The organism is Mucilaginibacter sp., assembly GCF_965200995.1.
Classification (GTDB): domain Bacteria; phylum Bacteroidota; class Bacteroidia; order Sphingobacteriales; family Sphingobacteriaceae; genus Mucilaginibacter.
Genome location: NZ_OZ241743.1, coordinates 879075 through 900860, shown reverse-complemented (window position 1 = coordinate 900860; position 21786 = coordinate 879075). Strand labels below are relative to the sequence as shown.

The 21786-nt window shown below is 46.2% G+C and carries 26 protein-coding genes; 18 read left to right on the top strand and 8 right to left on the bottom strand.

Features of this window, described 5'->3' with window-relative positions; genetic code table 11:
* Nucleotides 1-42: 42 nt before the first annotated feature.
* Entirely contained in the window at nt 43-759 is a 717-nt protein-coding gene (locus ACY652_RS04370) for a DUF6624 domain-containing protein (RefSeq protein WP_462266777.1), read from the top strand.
* Between the two features lie 148 nt (nt 760-907).
* Here the strand turns inward: ACY652_RS04370 and ACY652_RS04365 are convergent, their stop codons facing one another.
* Nucleotides 908-1216: a hypothetical protein gene (locus ACY652_RS04365; RefSeq protein WP_462266776.1), complete on the bottom strand. Its 309-nt coding sequence runs from the start codon at nt 1214-1216 to the stop codon at nt 908-910.
* 82 nt (nt 1217-1298) lie between these two features.
* Between ACY652_RS04365 and ACY652_RS04360 the strand changes: the two genes are divergently transcribed.
* The 3 genes from ACY652_RS04360 to ACY652_RS04350 all read left to right on the top strand — a co-directional run bounded on the left by ACY652_RS04360 (nt 1299) and on the right by ACY652_RS04350 (nt 3379).
* The gene (locus ACY652_RS04360; RefSeq protein WP_462266775.1) at nt 1299-1940 is read left to right on the top strand and encodes a transposase; all 642 of its coding nucleotides are present in this window, start codon (nt 1299-1301) and stop codon (nt 1938-1940) included.
* 17 nt (nt 1941-1957) lie between these two features.
* The gene (locus tag ACY652_RS04355; protein ID WP_462266774.1) at nt 1958-2455 is read left to right on the top strand and encodes a hypothetical protein; all 498 of its coding nucleotides are present in this window, start codon (nt 1958-1960) and stop codon (nt 2453-2455) included.
* A gap of 177 nt (nt 2456-2632) precedes the next feature.
* Nucleotides 2633-3379 (top strand): class I SAM-dependent methyltransferase, encoded by a 747-nt coding sequence (locus ACY652_RS04350; RefSeq protein WP_462266773.1) that lies wholly within the window; start codon nt 2633-2635, stop codon nt 3377-3379.
* A gap of 236 nt (nt 3380-3615) precedes the next feature.
* Here ACY652_RS04350 and ACY652_RS04345 read toward each other — a convergent pair whose 3' ends face one another.
* Nucleotides 3616-5910, bottom strand: coding sequence for a GH92 family glycosyl hydrolase (locus ACY652_RS04345; RefSeq protein WP_462266772.1), 2295 nt, complete (start codon nt 5908-5910; stop codon nt 3616-3618).
* Between the two features lie 184 nt (nt 5911-6094).
* Here ACY652_RS04345 and ACY652_RS04340 point away from each other — a divergent pair, with 184 nt between their 5' ends.
* The 4 genes from ACY652_RS04340 (at nt 6095) to ACY652_RS04325 (ending at nt 8710) form a co-directional block, all read left to right on the top strand.
* On the top strand, nt 6095-6673 hold the full coding sequence (locus ACY652_RS04340; protein WP_462266771.1) for a LemA family protein: 579 nt from the start codon (nt 6095-6097) through the stop codon (nt 6671-6673).
* Nucleotides 6674-6835: 162 nt separating this feature from the next.
* A complete protein-coding gene (locus ACY652_RS04335) occupies nt 6836-7270 on the top strand; it encodes a TPM domain-containing protein (RefSeq protein WP_462266770.1) in 435 nt (144 codons plus the stop codon).
* 10 nt (nt 7271-7280) lie between these two features.
* Nucleotides 7281-8093 (top strand): TPM domain-containing protein, encoded by an 813-nt coding sequence (locus ACY652_RS04330; protein ID WP_462266769.1) that lies wholly within the window; start codon nt 7281-7283, stop codon nt 8091-8093.
* Between the two features lie 50 nt (nt 8094-8143).
* Complete coding sequence (locus tag ACY652_RS04325; RefSeq protein ID WP_462266768.1) at nt 8144-8710, top strand: NUDIX hydrolase; 567 nt, start codon at nt 8144-8146, stop codon at nt 8708-8710.
* A 53-nt stretch (nt 8711-8763) separates the two neighbouring features.
* On the opposite strand, the gene ACY652_RS04320 is transcribed toward ACY652_RS04325, so the two are convergent.
* From ACY652_RS04320 to ACY652_RS04295, 6 genes are all read right to left on the bottom strand, one after another.
* Nucleotides 8764-9210 carry an RrF2 family transcriptional regulator gene (locus tag ACY652_RS04320; RefSeq protein WP_462268212.1) on the bottom strand — a complete coding sequence of 149 codons (447 nt, stop codon included), beginning with the start codon at nt 9208-9210 and terminating at the stop codon, nt 8764-8766.
* Nucleotides 9211-9278: 68 nt separating this feature from the next.
* Nucleotides 9279-9950, bottom strand: a complete 672-nt coding sequence (locus tag ACY652_RS04315; protein ID WP_462266766.1) for a 4'-phosphopantetheinyl transferase superfamily protein — start codon at nt 9948-9950, stop codon at nt 9279-9281.
* Nucleotides 9943-10203, bottom strand: coding sequence for an acyl carrier protein (locus ACY652_RS04310; protein WP_462266765.1), 261 nt, complete (start codon nt 10201-10203; stop codon nt 9943-9945). Before ACY652_RS04310 ends, ACY652_RS04315 begins: the two co-directional genes overlap by 8 nt.
* Complete coding sequence (locus tag ACY652_RS04305; protein WP_462266764.1) at nt 10200-11474, bottom strand: beta-ketoacyl-[acyl-carrier-protein] synthase family protein; 1275 nt, start codon at nt 11472-11474, stop codon at nt 10200-10202. The genes ACY652_RS04310 and ACY652_RS04305 overlap by 4 nt, the downstream gene beginning before the upstream one ends.
* Entirely contained in the window at nt 11471-11929 is a 459-nt protein-coding gene (locus tag ACY652_RS04300; protein ID WP_462266763.1) for a 3-hydroxyacyl-ACP dehydratase FabZ family protein, read from the bottom strand. Before ACY652_RS04300 ends, ACY652_RS04305 begins: the two co-directional genes overlap by 4 nt.
* Nucleotides 11930-11946: 17 nt before the next feature.
* Nucleotides 11947-12768 carry an SDR family oxidoreductase gene (locus ACY652_RS04295; RefSeq protein ID WP_462266762.1) on the bottom strand — a complete coding sequence of 274 codons (822 nt, stop codon included), beginning with the start codon at nt 12766-12768 and terminating at the stop codon, nt 11947-11949.
* Between the two features lie 346 nt (nt 12769-13114).
* On the opposite strand from ACY652_RS04295, the gene ACY652_RS04290 reads away from it, so the two are divergent.
* From ACY652_RS04290 to ACY652_RS04245, 10 genes are all read left to right on the top strand, one after another.
* Nucleotides 13115-13552: a hypothetical protein gene (locus tag ACY652_RS04290; RefSeq protein ID WP_462266761.1), complete on the top strand. Its 438-nt coding sequence runs from the start codon at nt 13115-13117 to the stop codon at nt 13550-13552.
* An 8-nt stretch (nt 13553-13560) separates the two neighbouring features.
* Nucleotides 13561-14466 (top strand): hypothetical protein, encoded by a 906-nt coding sequence (locus tag ACY652_RS04285; RefSeq protein ID WP_462266760.1) that lies wholly within the window; start codon nt 13561-13563, stop codon nt 14464-14466.
* A gap of 3 nt (nt 14467-14469) precedes the next feature.
* Nucleotides 14470-15618, top strand: coding sequence for a dialkylresorcinol biosynthesis protein DarB (gene darB / locus ACY652_RS04280; RefSeq protein WP_462266759.1), 1149 nt, complete (start codon nt 14470-14472; stop codon nt 15616-15618).
* A gap of 105 nt (nt 15619-15723) precedes the next feature.
* Nucleotides 15724-16131, top strand: a complete 408-nt coding sequence (gene DarG / locus ACY652_RS04275) for a flexirubin biosynthesis protein DarG (protein WP_462266758.1) — start codon at nt 15724-15726, stop codon at nt 16129-16131.
* A complete protein-coding gene (darH, locus tag ACY652_RS04270) occupies nt 16121-17140 on the top strand; it encodes a BtrH-related acyltransferase DarH (RefSeq protein WP_462266757.1) in 1020 nt (339 codons plus the stop codon). Before DarG ends, darH begins: the two co-directional genes overlap by 11 nt.
* Entirely contained in the window at nt 17137-17883 is a 747-nt protein-coding gene (locus ACY652_RS04265) for an ABC transporter ATP-binding protein (RefSeq protein WP_462266756.1), read from the top strand. The genes darH and ACY652_RS04265 overlap by 4 nt, the downstream gene beginning before the upstream one ends.
* A 2-nt stretch (nt 17884-17885) precedes the next feature.
* On the top strand, nt 17886-19163 hold the full coding sequence (locus tag ACY652_RS04260) for an ABC transporter permease (protein WP_462266755.1): 1278 nt from the start codon (nt 17886-17888) through the stop codon (nt 19161-19163).
* Between the two features lie 5 nt (nt 19164-19168).
* Nucleotides 19169-19432, top strand: coding sequence for a phosphopantetheine-binding protein (locus tag ACY652_RS04255; RefSeq protein ID WP_462266754.1), 264 nt, complete (start codon nt 19169-19171; stop codon nt 19430-19432).
* A gap of 19 nt (nt 19433-19451) precedes the next feature.
* Nucleotides 19452-20639: a beta-ketoacyl-[acyl-carrier-protein] synthase family protein gene (locus ACY652_RS04250; protein WP_462266752.1), complete on the top strand. Its 1188-nt coding sequence runs from the start codon at nt 19452-19454 to the stop codon at nt 20637-20639.
* Between the two features lie 7 nt (nt 20640-20646).
* Nucleotides 20647-21702 carry a hypothetical protein gene (locus ACY652_RS04245; RefSeq protein WP_462266751.1) on the top strand — a complete coding sequence of 352 codons (1056 nt, stop codon included), beginning with the start codon at nt 20647-20649 and terminating at the stop codon, nt 21700-21702.
* The last annotated feature ends 84 nt before the right edge of the window (nt 21703-21786 follow it).

Sequence of the window (21786 nt, the reverse complement as noted above, 5' to 3'; positions counted from 1 at the left end):
GGTCAAGTTACCTCAAGGTTAACACTTAATACAATCAGAATAATGAAAAGGGCATATTACAGAACGTTTTCAAGGTTTGAAAACAACTTCAATTTCAAAAAGCAAACACTTCTTCTTATTAAATATACATCTGGAAAAGTTTTGCTGTGCGTTTTACTGCTAATAACTTCATCCCAGCTGGGTCTGGCTCAAAAAATAAAATACAATAAACATCTTTCTGAACAGATTGACAGCCTCAAAAATGAGGACCAAAAACCGGCCAGCATACAAAATGGCAAAGAAGCCGAAACAGCATTCAAAAAGGTTATACTAACTAATTTTCCTTTAGTAAAAAAAATATTAGATTCTTATGGCTTTCCAGGTTATAATCTGGTAGGTATAGAAAGTTCAAACAATTATTGGATATTAGTACAACACAGTGATTTTAACCTATCATTTCAAAAAAGAGCACAGAAATTAATGGCTAAAGAAGTAAAACGACGGAATGCGAGTAATAGTTACTATGCGTATTTAGTTGATCGAATAGCAATTAACGAGGGCAAAAAGCAAGTTTATGGTAGTCAGATACAAATGACAGATAAAGGTTACCAGCCGAAGCCATTAATTGATTCTTTAAATGTTGATGAAAGGCGTAAAAAAATTGGCCTTGCTCCGCTATCTGAATACTTAATTAAAGCTAATGAGACATTTAATGAAATGAACAAAGGGCGGGGACATATTGCTATTAAAGGAATAGATAAAGACACCATAAAACCTTAAAAATCAAATTTTCTATGCTATCATAATTTTGCGACTTGCGCTTCTCTTTACTTAATATATTTGAGAGTAGATTGAATACCTTAATTGGCTAAATTATATTACTGCACAAATTGTAAATCTATACCCCAAAATATAATAATACACTTCTTCAAGCAAACACCCGCTTGCACTGCCGGCATTCGTATATGGTTTGCTTGTGTACAATGGCCTTAATTACGGCTTCGATGCACTTGGTTAGCGCCAGTACGGCCAGCGTCGCCGCAATAAAGGGTACACCGGCCATGGGTGCCGTTACCGGCCCCTGCTGAATGATGTTTACAAACCGGTGCATTTCTAACCAGCTTAGCAGGAGCAGCGGCAGCCACGCCAGCGCCTCCCGCACAAAAACCGGCCGGCTGTAGACTGCTACTTTCCCGCTTTTACAAACCGGGCAACTTATTATGGCTTCCCTTCTCATAAAATTGTGATAAGGCGGCCGCCAAGATAACCTTCTTGTGCGCCATAATTTTACGGGAAACCGTAACCGCAAACAAAAAAGCTTGGCTTTGCATATCTGCACTATTCAAACACTGCTGATAGTTACTCCGGCGCTTAATGGTGATTTTACTGGCGCCTTTGCTGGCTTGGCAGCGCAAACCCGGCGTACCGTTTTTCTTGCGGGGCCGGTGGCTACGGCCGCCTGCCTGGATGCCGTATCTTCCTTCAGGCGGCTGGCCTTGCAGGCTTCAGGCCGGAGCAGTGGAAGGGGCAGGCAGTGCTTCATGCGCCGCTACTTTTACGGCGTTAAGGTACAAGTGCTCACCACGGTGGATGGCTTGCCGGTAGAGTGCTGCTTTGTGCCGGGTTCGGAACATGACCTGAAGGCGCAGGGCAAACTGCCTTTAGAGGTAGCTGTTGAAAGCCGTATCTATGCTGATGCCGCTTACACCGGCTATCAGGCAGAGGATGACCTGCTCCGGCAACAAGCCGTCAGGTTGCTGGTCAGCCGCAAAGCAAACAGCAAAATGCCGGATGCGCCTTGCCTGGCTTATCCCAAAGAACAGATGCGCAAAGGCATCGAAACCACGTTCAGCTCCATCAAAGCTTTGTTCCCGCACAGCATACATGCCGTTACCTTTGATGGCTTTCTGCTTAAACTGCTGCTCTTTCTTTTCGCTTTTACGCTTAATGAACTAACTTAGCATCTTGAGTTATGTATATGCTTACATATAAAGTTTCTGCAGTTGCAGCTATAGCTATAAAAGTATTCGTCTTAGTCCTGATTGGTTGTTCTATACACTTATCAGCCTTCGCTCAGCAAAATGAAACCGCAGCTATAAAACAAACCATCACTACGTTATTCGACGGTATGCGCAAAGCCGACAGTGCCGCAGTACATACCACCTTTGCCAAAGGGATGGTGCTGCATAGTGTAAGCACCAAAGCCGATGGCACCACCGTATTAACTGACGAAAAGCCGGCATATTTTCTAAAAGCCATAGGTACCCCTCATGCAGAAGTATACGATGAGCGCCTGGGCGCAATGGATATTAAAATTGATGGCCCCTTGGCCAGCGTTTGGGTGCCGTATAAATTTTATGTGGGCAGCAAGTTCAGTCATTGCGGGATAGATGTATTTCAACTGATGAAAACCACTGCCGGCTGGAAGGTCATTTACATTGTGGACACCCGCCGCAAGGATGATTGTATAGAATAGAAGATTGTAAATTACGCCTACGCTGTCATTTCGACAGCAGGGAAAAATCCTCTGCCGCAGACCAGTCGCCCGAAGAAGATTTCTCCCTGCGGTCGAAATGACAGGATAACTTTTAGTCTTATAATCCTTTTTAAACAGGTACGCATCAACTGAAAAAACCTTTTCTTTGCAGTGGCAATGAGCAACGATCTTACCGATAAACAATTTTGGGCTGATTACTGGGAATCAAAAAAAGGCCTGGCTTTTCCGGTTCCGGCTAATTATACTTTTCATCAGCTGTTTAAGCAGGTAATTAACAAGGATAATATCAAAACCGCTGTTGAGTTAGGCGGCTTTCCGGGCTATTATGCTATCTTTTTAAAAAAGTATTTCGGGCTGGATACCACCCTGTTCGACTTCTTTGTGCATGAACCGGTGCTCAACGAAGTACTAACGGCTAACCAGCTTACCCGGCAGGACATTGGTGTAATTGAGGGCGATTTATTTAAGTATCAGCCTGAGCAGCAGTATGATTTAGTGCTTTCCTGCGGACTGATTGAGCATTTTAATGACACCAAAGACATTATAGCCCGCCATCTTACCTTTTTAAAACCGGGCGGTACGCTGCTCATCACCCTGCCCAATTTTACCGGCGCCAACGGATGGGTACAGCGCAAATTCGACCCGGATAATTACAGCAAGCACAACATCAGCAGCATGAACCCAAAGTTACTGGCACAAGTAAGCCGCGAGTTAGGATTGAAGGACGTACAATCCTTTCACTACGGCCGGTTTTCGGTTTGGCTCGAAAACAAAGCACGGCAGCGTACGGCAGTAAAAGCACTGGTGAAGGCGATATGGGTAGCCGGTAAGGTGCTAACCAAAATTATACCTGTGGAATCTAAAAACTTGTCTCCCTACATTGTATTGATAGCCAAAAAATAAAACGCTATAATTTAGTTTCTGATTTTGTATCAAGTATAGTTGCCTTTCAAAATGTACTTGCTTGTACGGCCTGGCACCTAACTACTTGCCAATAAAAATTATAATAAGCGCGTTACATCTCCCTCTCGTGTTGCGTATTACGTGCGTCAAGTGTGCTTAGAGCACATGTGAAAAAAGAAAATCACCGTATGGTGTGTTAAGCCAACGGTGATTCTTTTTGGTTTATTTGGTTCTTGCTATTTATGCTTGCTGCTCATATAAAAGGTAAGCGTTCCGCCGTTCATCAGTTCGGCATCAGTAATATACAGCCGGTTTAAGGGCTGGCCGTTCAGCAGCATCCTCTGCACATACACGTTCTTTTCCGACTGGTTTTTTACATCCACTACAAACGTTTTATTACCAGCCAAATGAATGGTGGCTTTTTGCACCGCCGGGCTGCCAATAGCATACTGCCCCGATCCGGGCGCCACCGGGTAAAAGCCCAGTGAACTGAAGATATACCAGGCGCTCATTTGCCCGGTATCGTCATTGCCGCCTAAACCATCGGCTGTAGGTTTATACATCTTTGGCAAGATCATACGCACGCGCTCCTGGGTTTTCCAGGGCTGGCTGGTCCAGTTGTACAGGTAAGCCACATGGTGCGAAGGCTCGTTGCCATGCACATAGTTGCCAATGATGCCATCGCGGGTAATATCTTCGGTTTCGGCAAAGTATTTATCCGGCAGGTGCATAGTAAACAATGAATCAAGGTAGGGAACAAAACGTTTTTCACCGCCCATCAGTTCTATGAGTTCGGTAGGCTGGTGCGGTACAAACAGGGTGTAGTTCCAGGCATTGCCCTCAATAAATCCCTGGTTGTTGGTACTTAAGGCATCAAAGGTTTTGCGGAAAGTGCCATCATTCAAGCGAGGCCGCATAAAGCCGGAGGCTTTATCATATACATTCTTAAAGTTTTCCGACCGCTTGATAAATTCGTTATAAATATCCGTCCGCCCCAGTTTCTTAGCCGCTTGTGCTATACACCAGTCGTCAAACGCATACTCCAGTGTATTGGATACTGAGGTGCCGCTAACTTCGTTGGTTACGTAGCCTTTATCTATGTAAGTGCCAATACCCTCGTAATTACGGTGGCGTGCCGTGGTTACGCAGGCATCCAGCAATTCGTTGGCATTAACATTCACATTGTTTTTAATAATAGCATCAGCAATTACGGGCACACTGTGGTAGCCCGACATGCACCAGTTCTCGTTACCCGAGTTAGACCATACCGGCAGCATTTGCTCAGGGCTTTGGCGGTAATGCATCAGCATAGAGGTTACCATATCGGCATTACGCTTCGGCTCAATGATGTTCAACAGCGGGTGCAATGCCCGGTAGGTATCCCACAAAGAGAAGGTGGTATAATTAACATAGCCGTCGGCTTTATGAATATTGCCATCTACCCCCTTATACTGCCCGTCTACATCCATATAAATGGTAGGGTTGATAAGCGCATGATACATCGAGGTGTAAAAATTCTCTTTATCCGTACGGGTTTTGGCCTGAATTTCAATTTTGTGCAGTTCATCTTCCCACTGCTGCTGGCCTTTTTCTTTTATCTGGTCAAAGTTCCATCCCGGCGCTTCGGTGCGCAGGTTATTTAAAGCGCCTTCCATACTTACCGGTGAAAGGGCCATTTTTAGCTTGATTTTTTCGCCTTCTTCCGTTTTAAAATCGAAATAAGCCTTGATTTGCGGTGCAGCCAATTCCGGAAAATTCTTACGCTGGTTAAATTTGCCCCAAAAGCCGTTATACACCTCGCGTTTTGAGTAATTGGCAAAGCCATGCTGGGCAAAAGGTTTGGAAAAAGTAAGGGCAAAATATAAAACCCGGTTTCTGGCCCAGCCGTTGGTGCGGCGGTAACCGGTAACCAAAGTATCATTAACCACATGAATATACGTCCATACGTTTTTATCAGGGTAGTTATATATACCCGACATCAGATCCAGTATGATATGCGACTGGTCTGATTTCGGAAAGGTATATTGATGAAAGCCCACACGGGTAGTGGTGGTTAGCTCAGCGGTAACACGGCTGTCGTCCAGTTTCACTTTGTAATAGTTGGCCTGGCTTACCTCGTTGCTGTGCGAGAACGCCGAGCGATAACCGCTGCCGGGGTGGTCGGCAGTGCCAGAGTTAAGTTTTAATGCGCCTACCGTTGGCATTACCAGAAAATCACCTAAATCGGAGTGGCCGGTTCCGCTGAAATGGGTATGGCTGAAACCTACGATAGTTTTATCTTCATATTGATAACCGGCGCAGTATTCATATACCCTGGGGTTATACTTTCCGTTCAGTTCGTAGCTTGCAGTATCAGTTTCAGGGCTGAGCTGTACCATACCGAAAGGCACAGTAGCGCCCGGAAAGGTATGCCCCATACGCTGAGTGCCAACAATAGGTTTTACATAATTAACAAGCCTTTCGGATGGTTTGGATTGTGCAACCGCCTGGGTTAATGAGGCGGCTAATAAAGCTGTAAGTAAGTATCTCATGTGTAAATGCTGCAAAATTGCAGGAATGTAAGGCCAAGATATAAAACCTTATGCTAAAAATTGCATTATAAGGGGGATGCATCAGGCTTATTACATTAAGCCGGGCTGATTATGTACTTGTAACATTTTTTATAAAAGATACTCTAACACAACAATTACATCACTTAACAATTTGAAACACATCATGAAAAAATTACTGTTTGCAGTTGTACTATTGGTAGCCGGTATGTCACTAAGTTCATGCAGCTACAATGGTATTGTACAAGCCGATGAAGATACCAAAGCCAAATGGGGAGCGGTGCAAAGCCAGTACCAGCGCCGGGCCGACCTGATACCTAACCTGGTGAACACTGTAAAAGGCGAGGCTAATTTTGAAAAGGGTACCTTAACAGAGGTTGTTAACGCCCGCGCCAAGGCTACCTCTGTTCAGGTAGATGCCAGCAAGTTAACTCCTGAAAGCGTACAAAAATATCAGGAAGCGCAGGGTGAATTGAGTACTGCACTGGGCCGCTTACTAAGCGTAACTGAAAACTATCCTACACTGCGGGCTAATGATGCTTTCCGTGGTTTACAGGCACAACTGGAAGGAACCGAAAACCGCATCAGTGTAGCCCGTAATGATTTTAACGGTTCGGTACAAGCCTACAACAGCAAGATACGTGCGTTTCCGGCCAATTTAACTGCCAAAATGTTCGGCTTTTCTCCTAAAGGCTATTTTGCTGCTGAGGCTAATGCCCAAAAGGCCCCAACAGTACAATTTTAAGTTACTGATTTAATGAAGCAATGAGTGAAGGATTGAATAAGTGAAGAATAGTAAACCTTGGTAATAAAATATTCATCCATTTTTGCTTCTTAACTCAATCATTCACTCATTCTTTCATTAGTCCCCCTCATTCTTTCATTCACTCATTCAACACTTAGCTCCATGCCTGTATTTAGCAACGAGGAACAGCAACAGATACGTAATGCCGTAGCGGTGGCCGAACGGCAAACTTCGGGGCAGATCAGGGTTTGTGTTGAAGCTACCTGTGTCGACGAAGCATTGGTGAGGGCGACCCAATACTTTCACCAGTTGGACATGCACCTTACCAAATTGCGTAACGGCGTACTCATTTATGTAGCTGCCACCGACCATAAATTTGCCATTATTGGTGATGCCGGTATCAACGAAGCTGTGCCTGACGATTTCTGGGACAGTACCAAAGAAGAAATGTTGAATCATTTTAAGCAGGGTGACCTGGTAGCCGGTGTGGTGAAAGGCGTTGAGAAAGCGGGTGAGCAACTAAAAAGATACTTTCCGCATCGGGCAGGTGGCCGCAACGAATTGCCCGATGATATTGCCTTTATGAATGGTAAATAATTTGATTCCGATGCTGAAGAAGATTTGCTGGCTGCTAAGCCTGATGCTGGTGGTATACAGTGGCTTTGCTCAAAAGCTGCCGCCTAAATCCAATACACTGGTTACTGATTTTACCAATACCCTCTCCGAAGATGATAAACAGCGGCTGGAGCAAAAGCTGGTGGCTTTTGATGATTCTTCATCCATACAGGTAGCAGTGGTAATGATTAAGTCGGTAGGGGAGTATGATATTAATGAATATGGCACAACATTAGGCCGCGCCTGGGGTATAGGTAACACCGGCAAAAACAATGGGGTACTGTTGTTGGTAGCAGTGGATGACCGCAAGGTAACCATACAAACCGGTTATGGCATTGAAGGTTCCCTGCCCGACATTACCACGCAGCAAATCATCAGCAATGATATTACGCCCCATTTTAAGCAGGGCGATTATTACGGTGGCCTGGATGCAGCCACTACCAACATTATAAAGGCTACCAAAGGCGAATACAAAGCCGATGCCGGTTATGCCAACCGTGGCCGTAAGCAGAATGGAAACGGCGGCGGCGGAGGTGCGGGTTTTATTATCCTGATCGTGATTATTGTTCTGTTCTTCATTTTTCGTAACCGTGGCGGCGGAGGCGGCGGTAGCATCATTGGCGGCCGGGGAAGCGCCAGTCCGTTCTGGTGGTTTCTGGCCGGCAACCTGCTGGGTGGCGGCGGTCGCAGCAGCGGAGGCGGCAGCGGCTGGGGTGGCGATTCAGGCGGCAGCTCCGGCGGCGGCGGTTTTGGCGGCTTCGGCGGCGGCAGCTTTGGCGGCGGCGGCAGCAGTGGCAGTTGGTAATTTCAATTATTAAATCACCGGTTGAAATAACAACAAATTAAATTTACTCAATGCGTTCTGATAACCTAACCACCAGCCTCAACTGGAAACTGCTTTCCTCAAGATACGTGCATAAAGGCATGTGGGCTACTTTGCGGGTAGACCGCTGCGAAATGCCAAACGGCCACATGGTGGAAGATTATTATGTGTTGGAGTATGCCGATTGGGTAAATGCCGTGGCCTTAACTGAAGACAATAAAGTAATATTAGTAAAGCAGTACCGCCATGCGGTAGCTGACGTATCGTTAGAGTTGCCCGGCGGAGTGATGGATGAAGGGGAAACGCCCGAACAAGCGGTAAGGCGCGAGCTGCTGGAGGAAACCGGCTACGAATTTACAAGTGCAGAATTGTTATGCAATCTTTGGCCTAATCCTTCCACCGGTAATAACTCAGTTCGCTGTTACCTGTTAAGAGGCGGTAAAAAGGTAAGCGGCCAGCACCTGGATGCGCAGGAGGAGATAGAAATAGAATTGTATACGGCTGAAGAAGTAAGGCAACTTTTGGCAGATAACGCCATAAAGCAGGCCATGCATGTGGCCGGGTTGTTTTATGCCCTGCCTAAATTAAAAGATGAATAGGCATCACGTTATTGCTACATTCTCCGCAATAACGCAGTAAATTCAATCATCTGCTAACTCATCAGCGAGTGGTTACCTGCCTTCTCTTCTTTGGCTATCAAATCGGCAACGCTGGTTTTAGACAGGTAGCTTAATGTGGCATCCCGCACATCAACAAATAAACTGCGGATGCCGCAGGTTTCCTCATTAATGCATTCCTCGCAATGGTGATAAAAGTTGAGGCTGGCGCAGGGTACCATAGCAATGGGCCCGTCGGTAAGGCGCAGCACTTGTGCAATATAAATGTCTTCGGGTTTTTTATTGAGGGTGTAACCGCCGCCGGCGCCTTTCTTGCTGTAAAGCATTCCGGCTTTGCGCAGTTCCAGTAAAATCTGTTCCAAAAACTTCTTGGGTATGCGCTCCATTTCGGCAATCTGGGCAATCTGCATGGGCGGATTGTGTTGGTTTTTACCCAGTAAAATTAATGCCTTAAGTGCGTACTTTGTTTTTTTTGAGAGCATACGGATCAGACGAATCTGCTGCAAAGCTAAAGAAATAAACACAGATAATGTGCAATTACAAGCCTGCTTTAAAGGCCGTAAACGGAGGGGGAATAAAGGGTTTTAGCGGTTACAAAGTTGCCTGCGCTTCCCATGGTATTGAATTGAAATGCATAGGCAATAAAGTTACCATGGTGGCTTAGCGAAAGCGGGATATCTGCTATCTGGTTGCCTTTTCTTACTTCGGGGTAACCGGTGATATGCTTAGTAATGTTTAGCGCCTGGGATGGCATTAAGGCGGCCAGATGTTTTAAGGTGAGTGTTCTTACTGCTGCCGATTGCACGTCATAACTATTAGTGTCAACTTTGCTCACCCTGTAGGTAACCAACGGTAAATTTGTGCTTACTACGGTATGAATATACCCGCTGGTTAATATGGAGCAAAAAGGAAGGCGGGTTGATTGATAGCTTACAGTGCCTGAATATTCACCTGGCAATAAAGTAGCTGATAAATTTTGAATGATAAATCTGGTTGGTGAAAAAACCAAATGCGGCTGCTGTCTTTTTAAAAATTTATAGGCTGACTCTTTAGCCGACCATAGCAGCCATACGTAATGTTCAAACAGTAAACTTCCTGCCGGTAAAGCATAATACAGCTGGTGTTCGGCAGGCGAAAGTATTTTGTTATAGAAACGGTGCTGGCAGGTACGCTCCGGTTGTATATGGGCCAGGGCTACTACATCATTACCAATACTATTCACTTTGCCGGTTCATGCGGGTTTCAATCACATTAATGCAGCTGCCTACGGTGGTCATTTCCTCAGCGGCGTCATAGTCAATTTCAATATTGTACTTGGCCTCCGCATCAATAATAATATCCACTAAGTTGGCAGAGTTGATTTTTAAATCTCTTATAAGGTCGGTCTGGTCGTTAATGTTGTTTAACTGCTCCTTATCTTCAGTATAGGGAGCCAGCACCTTTTTAAGCTCATCTAAAATTTCTTGTCTGTTCATTCAGGGTTATATTTTGAGAATATAATGCACGAGTTTACGTCGCCGAAGCCAAAATTAGCTTTTGCAACGATATTTATATCTTTTTTTATCAAAGTTGTGGGCAGGCAGGTTTCAGCAATGATTGCCGTAATGCCGGGATGAGGGTCTTCGAGGTTGATATTTGGGTGCACAAAGCCATGCTGCAGTTGCAATACCGAAGCTACCGATTCAATGGTTCCGGCAGCGCTAAGGCAATGCCCTATCATGGATTTCAGGGAATTTACCATTGGAAAATCGCGGCCTTCACGTCCTAACGCTTTTGTCCAGTTCATAATCTCCTGCTTATCGGCAATGGTAGCGGTCAAATGGCCGCTAATGAGATCAACATCGGCTCCGGTAATGCCCGCATCAGCTAATGATTCGGTGATGCAGCGTATTACGCCTTCGGGATTGGCCGCCGTCATGGAGCCGCCGTTGCGCTGTCCGCCCGAATTGCCGGCCCCCCCTAAAACTTCGGCATAAATGGTAGCCCCGCGTTCCAGTGCCGTATCCAAATCTTCCAGCATTAAGGCTGCAGCACCCGAGCCTGGTATAAAACCGCCCGCTGTGGCGCTCATAGGCCTTGAAGCCCGCTCCGGCTGGTCATTATATTTGCGCGACAGCACCCGCATAGAATCAAACGAACCGAATACATAAGTATCTACATACTCGCTGCTGCCGGTAAGCATACGTTTGGCCATACCATGCTTTATATATTCATAGCCCATTAAAATGGCCTGCGTACCGGTGGCGCAGGCTGCCGAATTGGTGAGTACCTTATTGCCTAAACCCAGCCGGCCGGCTATGTAAGAAGTAACCCCGCTGTTCATGGCCTGCTCCACAATGCGCGAACCTAATTTCTTTACCTCTTTGTTATCCACACGGGTAATTACGTTTTTCATAGCCTCGGTATCGGCCACGCTGTTGCCAAAAATACAGCCGGTATCCCAAAGGGTTTCGGTGGTGTTCAGGGGGTATCCGGCATGTGTCCAGGCATCAACAGCGGCCTTTAAGCCGTAACCAATGTTTACTCCTTTCAGTCCGTGCAGTACCACGTCTGATATTTGCGGGCGTAAGGAATCCCATTCAAAAGGCGGCACACCGGCCACCTGGCAGCTAAAATGTAAATCGGCATAATGCGGCACAAAGCGTATGCCCGATATGCCCTGCTGTATGGCATTCAGAAAATCAGGCAGGCCCACGCCATTAGGCGATACTACGCCCATACCGGTAACTACTACACGTTTGCTCATTTCATATCTCCGGCTTTTTTCATCATACCGGCAAAAGTTCCCTTTGCTATTCTGTTATTATGGCTGTCCAGCATCTGCACTGCACATTTTAGCTTTCCAAAACGGAAATATATTTTTTGAGATACCACCCGCACTTTCTCCCCGGGCAGCACCGCTTTATAAAACTCTACTTCCGAAGACGTAAACAACGGAAAAACAGGTTCTGCCTGCACTTCACTGCTTTGCTCTTTCATTAATAAGTATATACCCAATGTTACTAATCCGATCTGCGCCATAATCTCGGTAATGATCACGCCCGGCGTAACCGGGTGGCCCGGAAAATGGTCTTCGTAAAAAAAGGCATCTTTCCGCAGGGTATATTCGCCTGTTGCGCCGTTCTCATCAATATGTAACAGGGTATCTATAAATCTAAAGGATGATTTATAAGGCAAATGGTTTAATACTTCCTGATACATGGCATTAATAAAGCAATTTACCGGCAGTGCTCTCCGCCATCAACATGAATAATTGAGCCATTAATCCAGAAAGCCTCATCCATACAGAGCAGGTAAATTACGTTGGCAACATCCTCAGGTTGGGTAGCGCGGCCCATAGGGTTGCGTTCAGGTATCATTTCCAGTAATTGCTCACTGCCCGCAATGCGTTTTAACGAAGGGGTGGCGGTAACACCAGCCTGTATAATATTGGTTTTTAACCCAAACCGGCTTAATTCTACCGCCATGTACGTGGCTAAACTCTCCAGCGAGGCTTTAGCGATTGATACCGCCGCATAGCTTTCCCAGTAGCGGTGCGCCCCCTCGCTGGTAAGGCCAATGATACGGGCATCTTTAAAAAATAGACCGGCATCAAGCAGTAACCGCGCCCAGTCCAGCAGGCTGTGGGCCATGGCATAACCGGTATGCTGAATATCATCAGCAGTAAGTAATTGATGGGGTTCTGTACAATTTGATTCTGCAGCAGCCAAAGGCTTCAAATTGCCACGGGCAATAGTGTGCAGCAGTAAGCGTACCACGGGTTTGCTGCCGGTGGCTACAGTAAACTGTGCTAAAAATTGCTGGCGGGCATCAGCATCCAGTGCATTGCTGTTATAAGGTAATATAGTTACCTGATGGCTTTCGGCTATTTTGGACAGGGTAGCTTGTAACTCACGGTTGGCAGCCGCAGGTTCGCGGTACAAAACAGCGATGTTCATGCCATGAGCGGCTAATTTTTTAACGGTAGCCAGCCCAAATCCGCTTGAACCGCCTAATATAACTGCCCATAAATCCGAAAACTGCGGTTGGTGATAGTCCACTGTTAAAGCCTTGTTCTCTTACTGTTCATTTAAACTTGGCAGGTTGATGTTAGTCATAATAAAGACCGGCACAAGCAAAATGAAAGAATTGTTAAAAATTTAAACCTCAAAGTAACTGAAATTTTATGACATTCTGATTAGAAAATGCATGGTCAGGATGTACTAAGTCATCAAAAGTAACAGGCAGTTTGGATAACATGCTCTTGTAATTGAAAGCACAGGCAAAATCAGCCAACAGGAAACGATATAACTTATTTTATTAGTTTTGGTGAGTATTGATATACAAGATATGAAGAAATACAGGTGGTTATTGAGTATGATACTGATGCTAAGCATAAGTACAGTTATGGCTGCCGGGTTATGGCAAAGTTTAGATAAAGCTGCTTATTTTGAGGCTATTGCATCTGATAGCAAGGCTAAAGTAGATAAGGAACTTGAGGTATTGAAAGGTTTGCAGGGGGCCGATAAGGAAGCCTATGAAGGCGCGTTGCTGATGAAAAAAGCCGGCCAGGTTCTTTTGCCTAAAGATAAGCTGCGTTATTTTAAAAAAGGCCGTATCCAACTGGAAACTGTGTTGCAGGCAAACAGCGCTAATGCCGAATACCATTTTCTGCGGCTGATAATTGAAGAACATGCGCCCAAAATTGTAAAATATAAGGCTGATTTGGCTGCCGATGCTATTCTGGTGAAGAAGGAATATAAGAACTTGCCTCCTGCTGTGCAGCACGCGGTGCTTAACTACAGCAAAACCTCTAAAGTATTATCTTTGCAGGATTTTAAGTAAAGGTGTACATGAGTAAAAAGGTGCTGGCTATCTACTATTCACAATCTGGGCAACTGGGCGAAATTGTGGCCTCCTTTACCGCACCCCTGGCGGCTGCAGGCGCCGAGGTAGAAACGGTAGTGGTACAGCCTACAACACCTTATGCCTTCCCGTGGACGGGCAAACGCTTTTTTGATGTAATGCCCGATTGCGTGCTGGGCAATACCATTGAGTTACAACCGTTGCACTTTAAACATCAGCAGTACGATTTAATTGTGCTGGGGTATCAATCCTGGTTTTTATCGCCCAGTATACCGGTTAATTCCCTGCTGCATCATCCGCAGTTCAGGGCGTTGCTTAAAGATACGCCGGTAATTACACTTACGGGCGCCCGCAATATGTGGCTTAACGCTTTTGAGCGGGTACGGCAAACATTAAAAGAGGCTGGGGCTAAACTGGTGGGTAACCTGGCACTTGTAGACAATCATCATAATGCTATCAGCTTTGTTACTATTTTTTACTGGATGCTAACTGGTAAAAAAGACCGTTATTTAAACCTGTTTCCTAAACCGGGAATAGCTGATGCCGATATTGCCGGTATGGCAGTGCAGGGCGCAGAAGTAGTGCCGCTGTTGAACACGCAGCAATGGAACGGCTTGCAGCAACAATGGATTGATAAGAAAGCCGTTACTATTAAGTACCAGCTGATGTTTACCGAAATTAAGGCAAAAACCATTTATGCGGCCTGGGCCAAATTTATTGTGAAACGTAAGAACCGCGATTTGTGGATCTCGGTATTTAAATACTACTTGCTGGTGGCGTTCTTTGCAGGGGCCCCTGTATTAATGGGGATTGATGCACTGCTGATTAAACCGTTCTCGGCCAAACGTATCAAAGCCCGAAAGAATTATTATTTGCAAATACCTAATAGTTAAGACATGTCAGCTACTGAAGTATATATCAACAGCACTGCCGCCTGGTTTCCTAATGAGCCGGTTTCGAACGATGAGATGGAGCAGTACCTGGGATATATCAATAACAAGCCTTCGAAATCAAAAAAGATAGTATTGCGCAATAATGGTATCAAAAACCGTTATTATGCGCTCGAAAAAGGTGGGAAATCTACCCATACCAATGCCCAGATGACGGCAGAGGCCGTAAGGGAACTGTTCAAAGAGAGCCCTGAGCAATTGAAAAGTGTAGAGCTGCTTTCCTGCGGTACTTCATCGCCCGACCAGATGATGCCAAGCCACGGGGTAATGACGCATGGCTGGCTGCCCGAAGCGGACGGCATTGAGGTAGTTTCGCCCTCCGGCGTATGCTGTGCGGGTATGCACGCCTTAAAATATGCCTACATGGCCGTAAAAACCGGCGACGTAAAACTGGCGGTAGCCACCGGTTCTGAACGCTTTTCAGGCCTGCTGGTATCAGGTGTGTTCGAGGACGAAGTGCAGCACCTGGTTGAGCTGGATGCCAACCCTTATATTGCCTTTCAGAAAGAATTTTTACGCTGGATGCTGTCCGATGGTGCTTCAGCGTTTTTATTATCAGACAAGCCAAACGAACAAGGCTTAAGCCTGCGTATTGACTGGATTGAAGGCGTATCTTTTGCCAACGAAACAGAGGCCTGTATGTACATGGGTACAGAGAAACAACCCGACGGTACCCTGAAAGGCTTTATGGATTTTACCCCCGAGGAGATCAAGAACAAGTCGCTTTTTAGCATAAAACAGGATATTAATTTGTTAAGCGACAATATTGTAGCATTAGGCGGCAAAAAGATAAAAGAGATATTTGAGCGTAAGGGCATGACGGCTGCTGATATTGATTACTTTATGCCGCACATGTCGAGCGAATTTTTCAGGCCGAAGATTTATGAGATGATAGATGTTTATGGTGGCGGGATTCCTTACGATAAGTGGTTTGTTAACCTGTCAACCGTAGGCAACGTAGGGGCGGCCTCGGCTTACCTGATGGTAAACGAGCTGTTTAAAAGCGGTAAACTAAAAAAAGGTGAGCGCCTGCTGCTGCTGGTGCCCGAAAGTTCGCGTTTCTCCTACATGTATGCCATGCTAACTGTTGTATAAACCTCACCCCGGCCCTCTCCATAAGGAGAGGGAGATTTGAGAAAGAACAAACATTAAAGAATTAAATTAAAGAACCCTCTCTTTTGGAGAGGGCAGGGTGAGGTAATGAAAAAAGACGAGGTACCACAGGATAAAAGCGCTTTAGGCAAAGTAACCAAGGAGGTAGTTTACGCTACCGACAGCAAAGGCAACTACACCACCGAGCTAAGTACCGGCTGGGACGTAAAAGCCACGGCCCTTGACGTAGCCTGGCAGGATGTGGAAGCCCGCGTAGCCAATGCCCGCCGACAGGTACAGGATGGCAAGGCCAGCCCTATTCTGTTTTTTATGGAGTATCGCCTGATGGATGTGCCTACTTTAGCGGCCTATACCGGTTTTTGGCAATGGCAGGTAAAGCGGCATTTAAAGCCTGATGTTTTTAAAAAGTTATCCGAAAGTAAATTGCAGAAATACGCAGAAGCCTTGAACATTAAATTAGCTGATTTTGATACCCTGACGATATATGAGAGCTGATTTTGAACACCGGCAGGCGGCCCATTGCGAATCGGGCGTTACCAGTAATCTGCTCAGCAGCATATCAAACCATAAAATTACCGAGCCGCTGGCCTTAGGTATAGGGGCCGGACTGTTCTTTGCCTATATTCCATTCATTAAAATTAATAACGGGCCTGCTATTGCCTTTCGCACATTGCCGGGCCATATCTTCAGGCGCACCTGCAAATCGTTGAACATTCCGGTAAAGCGTAAAACATTCAGTTCAAAATCTGAGGCCGAATCTTTTTTGCAGGACAGGCTAAACCAGGGGCAACCGGTAGGCTGCCAGGTAGGTGTATATTACTTGTCGTATTTTCCAAAGGAGTACCGTTTTCATTTTAATGCCCATAATTTGGTTGTGTATGGTAAAGAGGAAGACAATTACCTTATCAGCGATCCGATTATGGAAACGCCTACTACGCTAAGCAGCTACGAGCTGGAAAGGGTGCGTTTTGCCAAAGGCGCCCTGGCGCCCAAGGGGCAAATCTACTACCCGGAAAGTACGGCTGCCATTACTGATGAACAGATCAGGCAGGCTATTAAAAACGGCATCAAAAAAAATGCATATAATATGCTTTCTATTCTTGGCTGGTTTGTTGGTGTAAATGGTATTGCCTATACCGGCAAAAAAATAAAAGGCTGGCGCGATAAATTGGGATTAAAAACAGCGGGCTCTTATCTGGCCCAATTGGTACGTATGCAGGAAGAAATCGGAACAGGTGGCGGTGGGTTTAGGTACATGTATGGAGCTTTCTTGCAGGAAGCACATGCCTATCATCCAAATAATGATGAATTGCTCACCATTGCTGATCAGTTTACCCAGGCAGGCGATTTATGGCGAACCGCCGCAGTACATGCTGCCGGCATTTATAAAGGCCGTTTAGGCAGCCAGCAGGACTTTAACATGATGGGTGATTACCTGTTGGAAGTAGCGCAAATTGAAAAGGCAGCTTTTGAAGCACTGAAAAAAATGAAGTGGCAGGCATGAGCAATTTAGCTATACACATCCATAATCTTGATTTTCAGTATCCGCAGCAATCCGGTGTACATTTCTCGGGGCTGAACATGGAAGTAGCTAATGGAGAACGTTTTGGTTTGTTCGGCCCGAACGGGGCAGGTAAAACTACGCTCATGAGCTTAATGACCGGTTTACTGGAGGCGCAGCAGGGCAGTATTGAACTGGCCGGTTACCGGGTAGGTAAGCAAAAAGGCGAGGTTAATAAACGTTTTGGCTTTGTGCCGCAGGATTTTTCCTTTTATCATGAATTAAGCCCATCCGAAAATTTAGAGTTTTTTGGCGCGTGGTCGGGGCTTAGTAAAGTGCAAATCAGTAAACGTACAAATGAGTTGCTACAGGTGCTGGGCCTAACCGAAGTCCGGCACAAGCCGGTTCAGCATTTTTCGGGCGGAATGAAGCGGCGGGTGAACCTGGCCATTGGCGTTATGCATCAACCCGAAATATTGTTTCTGGATGAACCTACCGTAGGGGTTGATGTGCAAACCCGCTATGCCATTATTGCATATTTAAAGGAACTGAACCTTAAGGGTACCACATTGGTTTATACCTCACACCAGCTAAGCGAAGCGCAGGATTTGTGCAACCACATTGCGCTGATTGATGAGGGCAGGATTATTGCACAAGGTAAAACCGAAGAGTTGCTGGCCAAATACAATAAGCCCGACCTTGAAGCATTATTTATTCATTTAACCGGCAAAGCGTATCGTAACTAAGCATGTTTAAACTCTGGGCTACCCTTATTAAAGACCTGCGGATTTTGCTGCGCGATAAAGCCGGACTGATACTGATGTTCGGGATGCCCATACTGCTGGTTATTATTGTAACCGGCATACAGAACAGTACTTTTCAGATTGTAAAAAGCGAAAAGATAAAAGTGCTGGTATGCAACCGCGATACTGGTAAGGCCGGAGCCGATTTTGTGCAGGCCATTAATAAAATCGGAATGTTCCGGTTACTAAACGCCCCCGCTAAGGCTACAGAAAAGCAGCTGACCGAAACCATGCGTGCGCAGGATGCCCTGCTCGCTATCACTATTCCCTCCAGTTTTTCAGTTAAGGTAAACGCCAAGGCGACCAATGCAGCCGGCAAGGCATTAAAAAGCTTTGGCCTGGAAGGCGACAGCGTAAAAGCAGTTCCAACGGTTGACCCGCTGACCCTTTATTATAACCCTATACTGCAGGAGTCTATGCGGTTATCGGTTCAGGGTGCTATGCAAAGCGGCCTGCAGCTGGTAGAGAGCCGCCAAACCTTACGCAAACTGTACCTGGCTATTAATGACAAGCCGTTGCCTGCCCAGCTGGAAAACGAAATGCTGAGTAACCGCACCATAATTAATGAGGTGCCGGTTTTACGTAACGGCAGCCGCATTTTGCCTAATGCCTCACAGCACAATGTACCCGCCTGGACTATTTTTGCCATGTTTTTTGTTACCATCTCTTTAGGCGGAAGCGTAGTGCGCGAAAAGCTGAACGGCAGTTTTATCCGGCTCAAAACCCTGCCCACAAGTTACAGCCTCAGCCTGGTTTCCAAACAGTTGGTATATCTGGGCGTTACCTTACTACAGGCCCTGGTAATATTTGCTATCGGCGTTTGGCTGTTCCCGTTAATCGGGCTGCCGCCTTTAAACCTGCCGGCCGATGTAAGCGGCTTGCTGATAGTTACCTTACTGTGTGGCTGGTGCGCCGTGAGTTATGCCATTTGCATAGGTACTTTTGCTCATACGCTTGAACAGGCCAACGGCTTTGGCGCCGTATCGGTAGTTATACTGGCAGCCTTGGGCGGTTTAATGGTGCCCAGCTTTGCCATGCCGGGCGCCTTTAAAACCATGATGAATATTTCGCCGCTGCATTGGTGCCTCGAAGCTTATTATGGCTTATTTTTGGAAGGAGGCAAGCTAACCGATGTTTGGGCAAACATCTTACCTTTGCTGGCCATTACCCTGCTGATACAACTGGTGACCTGGATAGGGCTCAAACAAAAACACTTAATTTAATACGTATGGAAAACGAGGCGCTGAAACAGCAGCTGAAAAGCCAGATTATACAATTTTTAAATTTAACCGATCTTACACCGAACGATATTAAAGACGATGAACCATTATTTGGCGAAGGCTTAGGATTGGATTCTATTGATTCGCTGGAGTTGATTGTTCTGTTGAAAAGGGAATATGGTATTACCATTAATGATCCGAAAGAAGGCCGTAAGGCGCTTACGGATGTGCATACCATGGCCGATTATGTAGCGCAGCACCGCACCAAATAATAAACTGGAGGAAAAGCATTTGAGCCGGATTGTGGTTACCGGAATGGGTATCATCAGCGCTATTGGCCGCACTGTAGATGAAAATCAGGCAGCGCTGGCCGGTGGGAGGAGTGGTATTACCCAGTCCAGTCATTTTCCGTCTAAATTTTCGGGCGTTATACCTTTTGGTGAAGTGCCCATGAGCAATGAGGCGCTGAAAGCCGGGTTACAGGTTACCGCTGCAGGCGTTACACGTACCACGCTGCTGGCTTTAAATGCGTTTGACGAAGCAGCAGGCAACGCCGGTTTATCGGCAGCAGATTTAAATTCGCCACGCACAGCGTTTATTAACGCCACTACGGTAGGCGGTATGTGCCTTACCGAAGAATTGTATGCCAATGGCAATGGTAAACCCGGGCACGAAGAATACTTAGCGGCTTATGATTATGCCTCTGTAAGCCTGTTTTTACAAGAGCGGTATCAGCTGGGTGGTTTAATCAATACCATTAATACAGCCTGCTCATCATCGGCCAATGCCATTATATATGCCGCACGTTTATTGCAGAATGGGTTGGCCGACCGTGTAATTGCCGGCGGTGCCGACAGCTTGTCAAAATTTACAGTTAATGGCTTTAATGCACTACGGATACTTTCTGATGAATGGTGCCGCCCGTTTGACGCTGACCGTAAAGGCCTAAACCTGGGCGAGGGTGCCGCTTACCTGGTACTGGAGCGTGCTGAAGATGCAGCAGGCAAAACCATATATGCCGAATTGAGCGGCTACGGCAATACCAATGATGCCTATCACCCTTCTTCGCTGTGCGATGATGGCGAAGGGCCTTATCTGTCTATGAATAAGGCGCTGCATAAGGCCGGCTTACCACCCCAGGCCATTGATTTTGTCAACACCCACGGTACTTCAACCGAGAATAACGACGGGGTAGAGCTGCAGGCCATGCGCCGTGTATTCGGGCAGGTACCGCTGTTTACTTCTACCAAAAGCTATACCGGGCATACTTTAGGGGCGGCCAGCGCAGTAGAGGCGGTGTTCAGTATTTTAACGTTGCAACATCAGGAAATCTATCCCACATTAAATTTTAATCGGCCCGGGGGGGCATATGCATTACAGCCGGTTACACAATACACACAAGCACCGGTAGCGCATGTAATGTCAAACTCTTTTGGTTTTGGCGGAAGCTGTACCTCATTGATTTTTTCTAAAGCCTGATTGCCTCATGTTTTACCTCTATAACGCAACCTGCATTTCTCCCCAGCATACTTTCGGCAGTATCAGCTTAGATACGCTGTATGAATCTGCCGGTAATAAACTTAGTGCTATTGAGCCCAGGTACGAGGGGATGCCAGCCAATGCGCTGCGCCGCATGAGTAAAGCGGTAAAGCTGGGGCTTGCTGCTGCTGCGCCGCTGATAAATGCTGCGCACCTGCCTGATGGAATTGTTATAGGCAGCGGAAACGGAGGTATGGAAGAAAGCGGCCGTTTCCTGAACCAGATTGTAGATTATAACGAGGACTTGCTTACGCCCGGCAACTTTGTACAAAGTACGCCTAATACGGTAACTTCGCAGTTGTGCATGTTACTTAAGCGCAGAGAATATAACATTACGCATGTACAGCGGGGGTTGTCTTTTGAAAATGCAATAACTGATGTGGATATGCTCTTGCGCGAACATCCGGATCACACTTACCTGCTGGGCGGTGTAGATGAAATTGCGGCTTACAATCATGAGATTGATAAACTGGGGGGCTGGTTCAGGCAAAAAGCAGTAAGCAACCACGATTTATACATTAACCCTGCACCCGGAAGTATAGCGGGCGAAGGGGTAGCCATGTTTTTAGCCGGTTCTGCACCTTTGCAGCAGGCTTTGGGGCAGGTAGCGGCTTACAGCTATTTCAATACACCGGATATTAATTTATTTGAAAGCAGGCTGCAGCAGTTTTTAGCGCAGTATATGGCCGAAGATGGAGCCATACACCTGCTTTTAAGCGGCGATGGCGGCGACAGCAGGCAACACTCTTTTTACCAGGTGGTAGAAAATCAATTTAATGATGAAGCCACAGTAGGCCGTTTCAAGCACATGAGCGGCGAGTACCCCACTGTTTCTTCTTTTGCCTTGTGGTTGGGTTGCATGGTTTTAAGCAGGCAGGTAAAGTTGCCGGCACATGCCATAAAGCGGCAGGGTACTAATGCGTACCCGGAAACTATACTTATCCATAATACGCATAAGGGGCTGCAACATAGCCTGATTCTTTTAAAACGAGCATCTCATTAACTTCCTTTGTCAATTTTAAGGGATTTAATAAGTTAGCCAGGTCATTACCACTTAATGCAGGCCAGTTTACTTACACTTTAATAG

What these genes read in the sequence shown, in the direction of transcription:
- ACY652_RS04370 (WP_462266777.1), top strand. Translation starts at nt 43, where the DNA reads ATGAAAAGGGCATATTACAGAACGTTTTCAAGGTTTGAAAACAACTTC.
- ACY652_RS04365 (WP_462266776.1), bottom strand. Translation starts at nt 1,216, where the DNA reads ATGAGAAGGGAAGCCATAATAAGTTGCCCGGTTTGTAAAAGCGGGAAA.
- ACY652_RS04355 (WP_462266774.1), top strand. Translation starts at nt 1,958, where the DNA reads ATGCTTACATATAAAGTTTCTGCAGTTGCAGCTATAGCTATAAAAGTA.
- ACY652_RS04350 (WP_462266773.1), top strand. Translation starts at nt 2,633, where the DNA reads ATGAGCAACGATCTTACCGATAAACAATTTTGGGCTGATTACTGGGAA.
- ACY652_RS04345 (WP_462266772.1), bottom strand. Translation starts at nt 5,910, where the DNA reads ATGAGATACTTACTTACAGCTTTATTAGCCGCCTCATTAACCCAGGCG.
- ACY652_RS04340 (WP_462266771.1), top strand. Translation starts at nt 6,095, where the DNA reads ATGAAAAAATTACTGTTTGCAGTTGTACTATTGGTAGCCGGTATGTCA.
- ACY652_RS04335 (WP_462266770.1), top strand. Translation starts at nt 6,836, where the DNA reads ATGCCTGTATTTAGCAACGAGGAACAGCAACAGATACGTAATGCCGTA.
- ACY652_RS04330 (WP_462266769.1), top strand. Translation starts at nt 7,281, where the DNA reads ATGCTGAAGAAGATTTGCTGGCTGCTAAGCCTGATGCTGGTGGTATAC.
- ACY652_RS04325 (WP_462266768.1), top strand. Translation starts at nt 8,144, where the DNA reads ATGCGTTCTGATAACCTAACCACCAGCCTCAACTGGAAACTGCTTTCC.
- ACY652_RS04320 (WP_462268212.1), bottom strand. Translation starts at nt 9,210, where the DNA reads ATGCTCTCAAAAAAAACAAAGTACGCACTTAAGGCATTAATTTTACTG.
- ACY652_RS04310 (WP_462266765.1), bottom strand. Translation starts at nt 10,203, where the DNA reads ATGAACAGACAAGAAATTTTAGATGAGCTTAAAAAGGTGCTGGCTCCC.
- ACY652_RS04305 (WP_462266764.1), bottom strand. Translation starts at nt 11,474, where the DNA reads ATGAGCAAACGTGTAGTAGTTACCGGTATGGGCGTAGTATCGCCTAAT.
- ACY652_RS04300 (WP_462266763.1), bottom strand. Translation starts at nt 11,929, where the DNA reads ATGTATCAGGAAGTATTAAACCATTTGCCTTATAAATCATCCTTTAGA.
- ACY652_RS04290 (WP_462266761.1), top strand. Translation starts at nt 13,115, where the DNA reads ATGGCTGCCGGGTTATGGCAAAGTTTAGATAAAGCTGCTTATTTTGAG.
- ACY652_RS04285 (WP_462266760.1), top strand. Translation starts at nt 13,561, where the DNA reads ATGAGTAAAAAGGTGCTGGCTATCTACTATTCACAATCTGGGCAACTG.
- darB (WP_462266759.1), top strand. Translation starts at nt 14,470, where the DNA reads ATGTCAGCTACTGAAGTATATATCAACAGCACTGCCGCCTGGTTTCCT.
- DarG (WP_462266758.1), top strand. Translation starts at nt 15,724, where the DNA reads ATGAAAAAAGACGAGGTACCACAGGATAAAAGCGCTTTAGGCAAAGTA.
- darH (WP_462266757.1), top strand. Translation starts at nt 16,121, where the DNA reads ATGAGAGCTGATTTTGAACACCGGCAGGCGGCCCATTGCGAATCGGGC.
- ACY652_RS04265 (WP_462266756.1), top strand. Translation starts at nt 17,137, where the DNA reads ATGAGCAATTTAGCTATACACATCCATAATCTTGATTTTCAGTATCCG.
- ACY652_RS04260 (WP_462266755.1), top strand. Translation starts at nt 17,886, where the DNA reads ATGTTTAAACTCTGGGCTACCCTTATTAAAGACCTGCGGATTTTGCTG.
- ACY652_RS04255 (WP_462266754.1), top strand. Translation starts at nt 19,169, where the DNA reads ATGGAAAACGAGGCGCTGAAACAGCAGCTGAAAAGCCAGATTATACAA.
- ACY652_RS04245 (WP_462266751.1), top strand. Translation starts at nt 20,647, where the DNA reads ATGTTTTACCTCTATAACGCAACCTGCATTTCTCCCCAGCATACTTTC.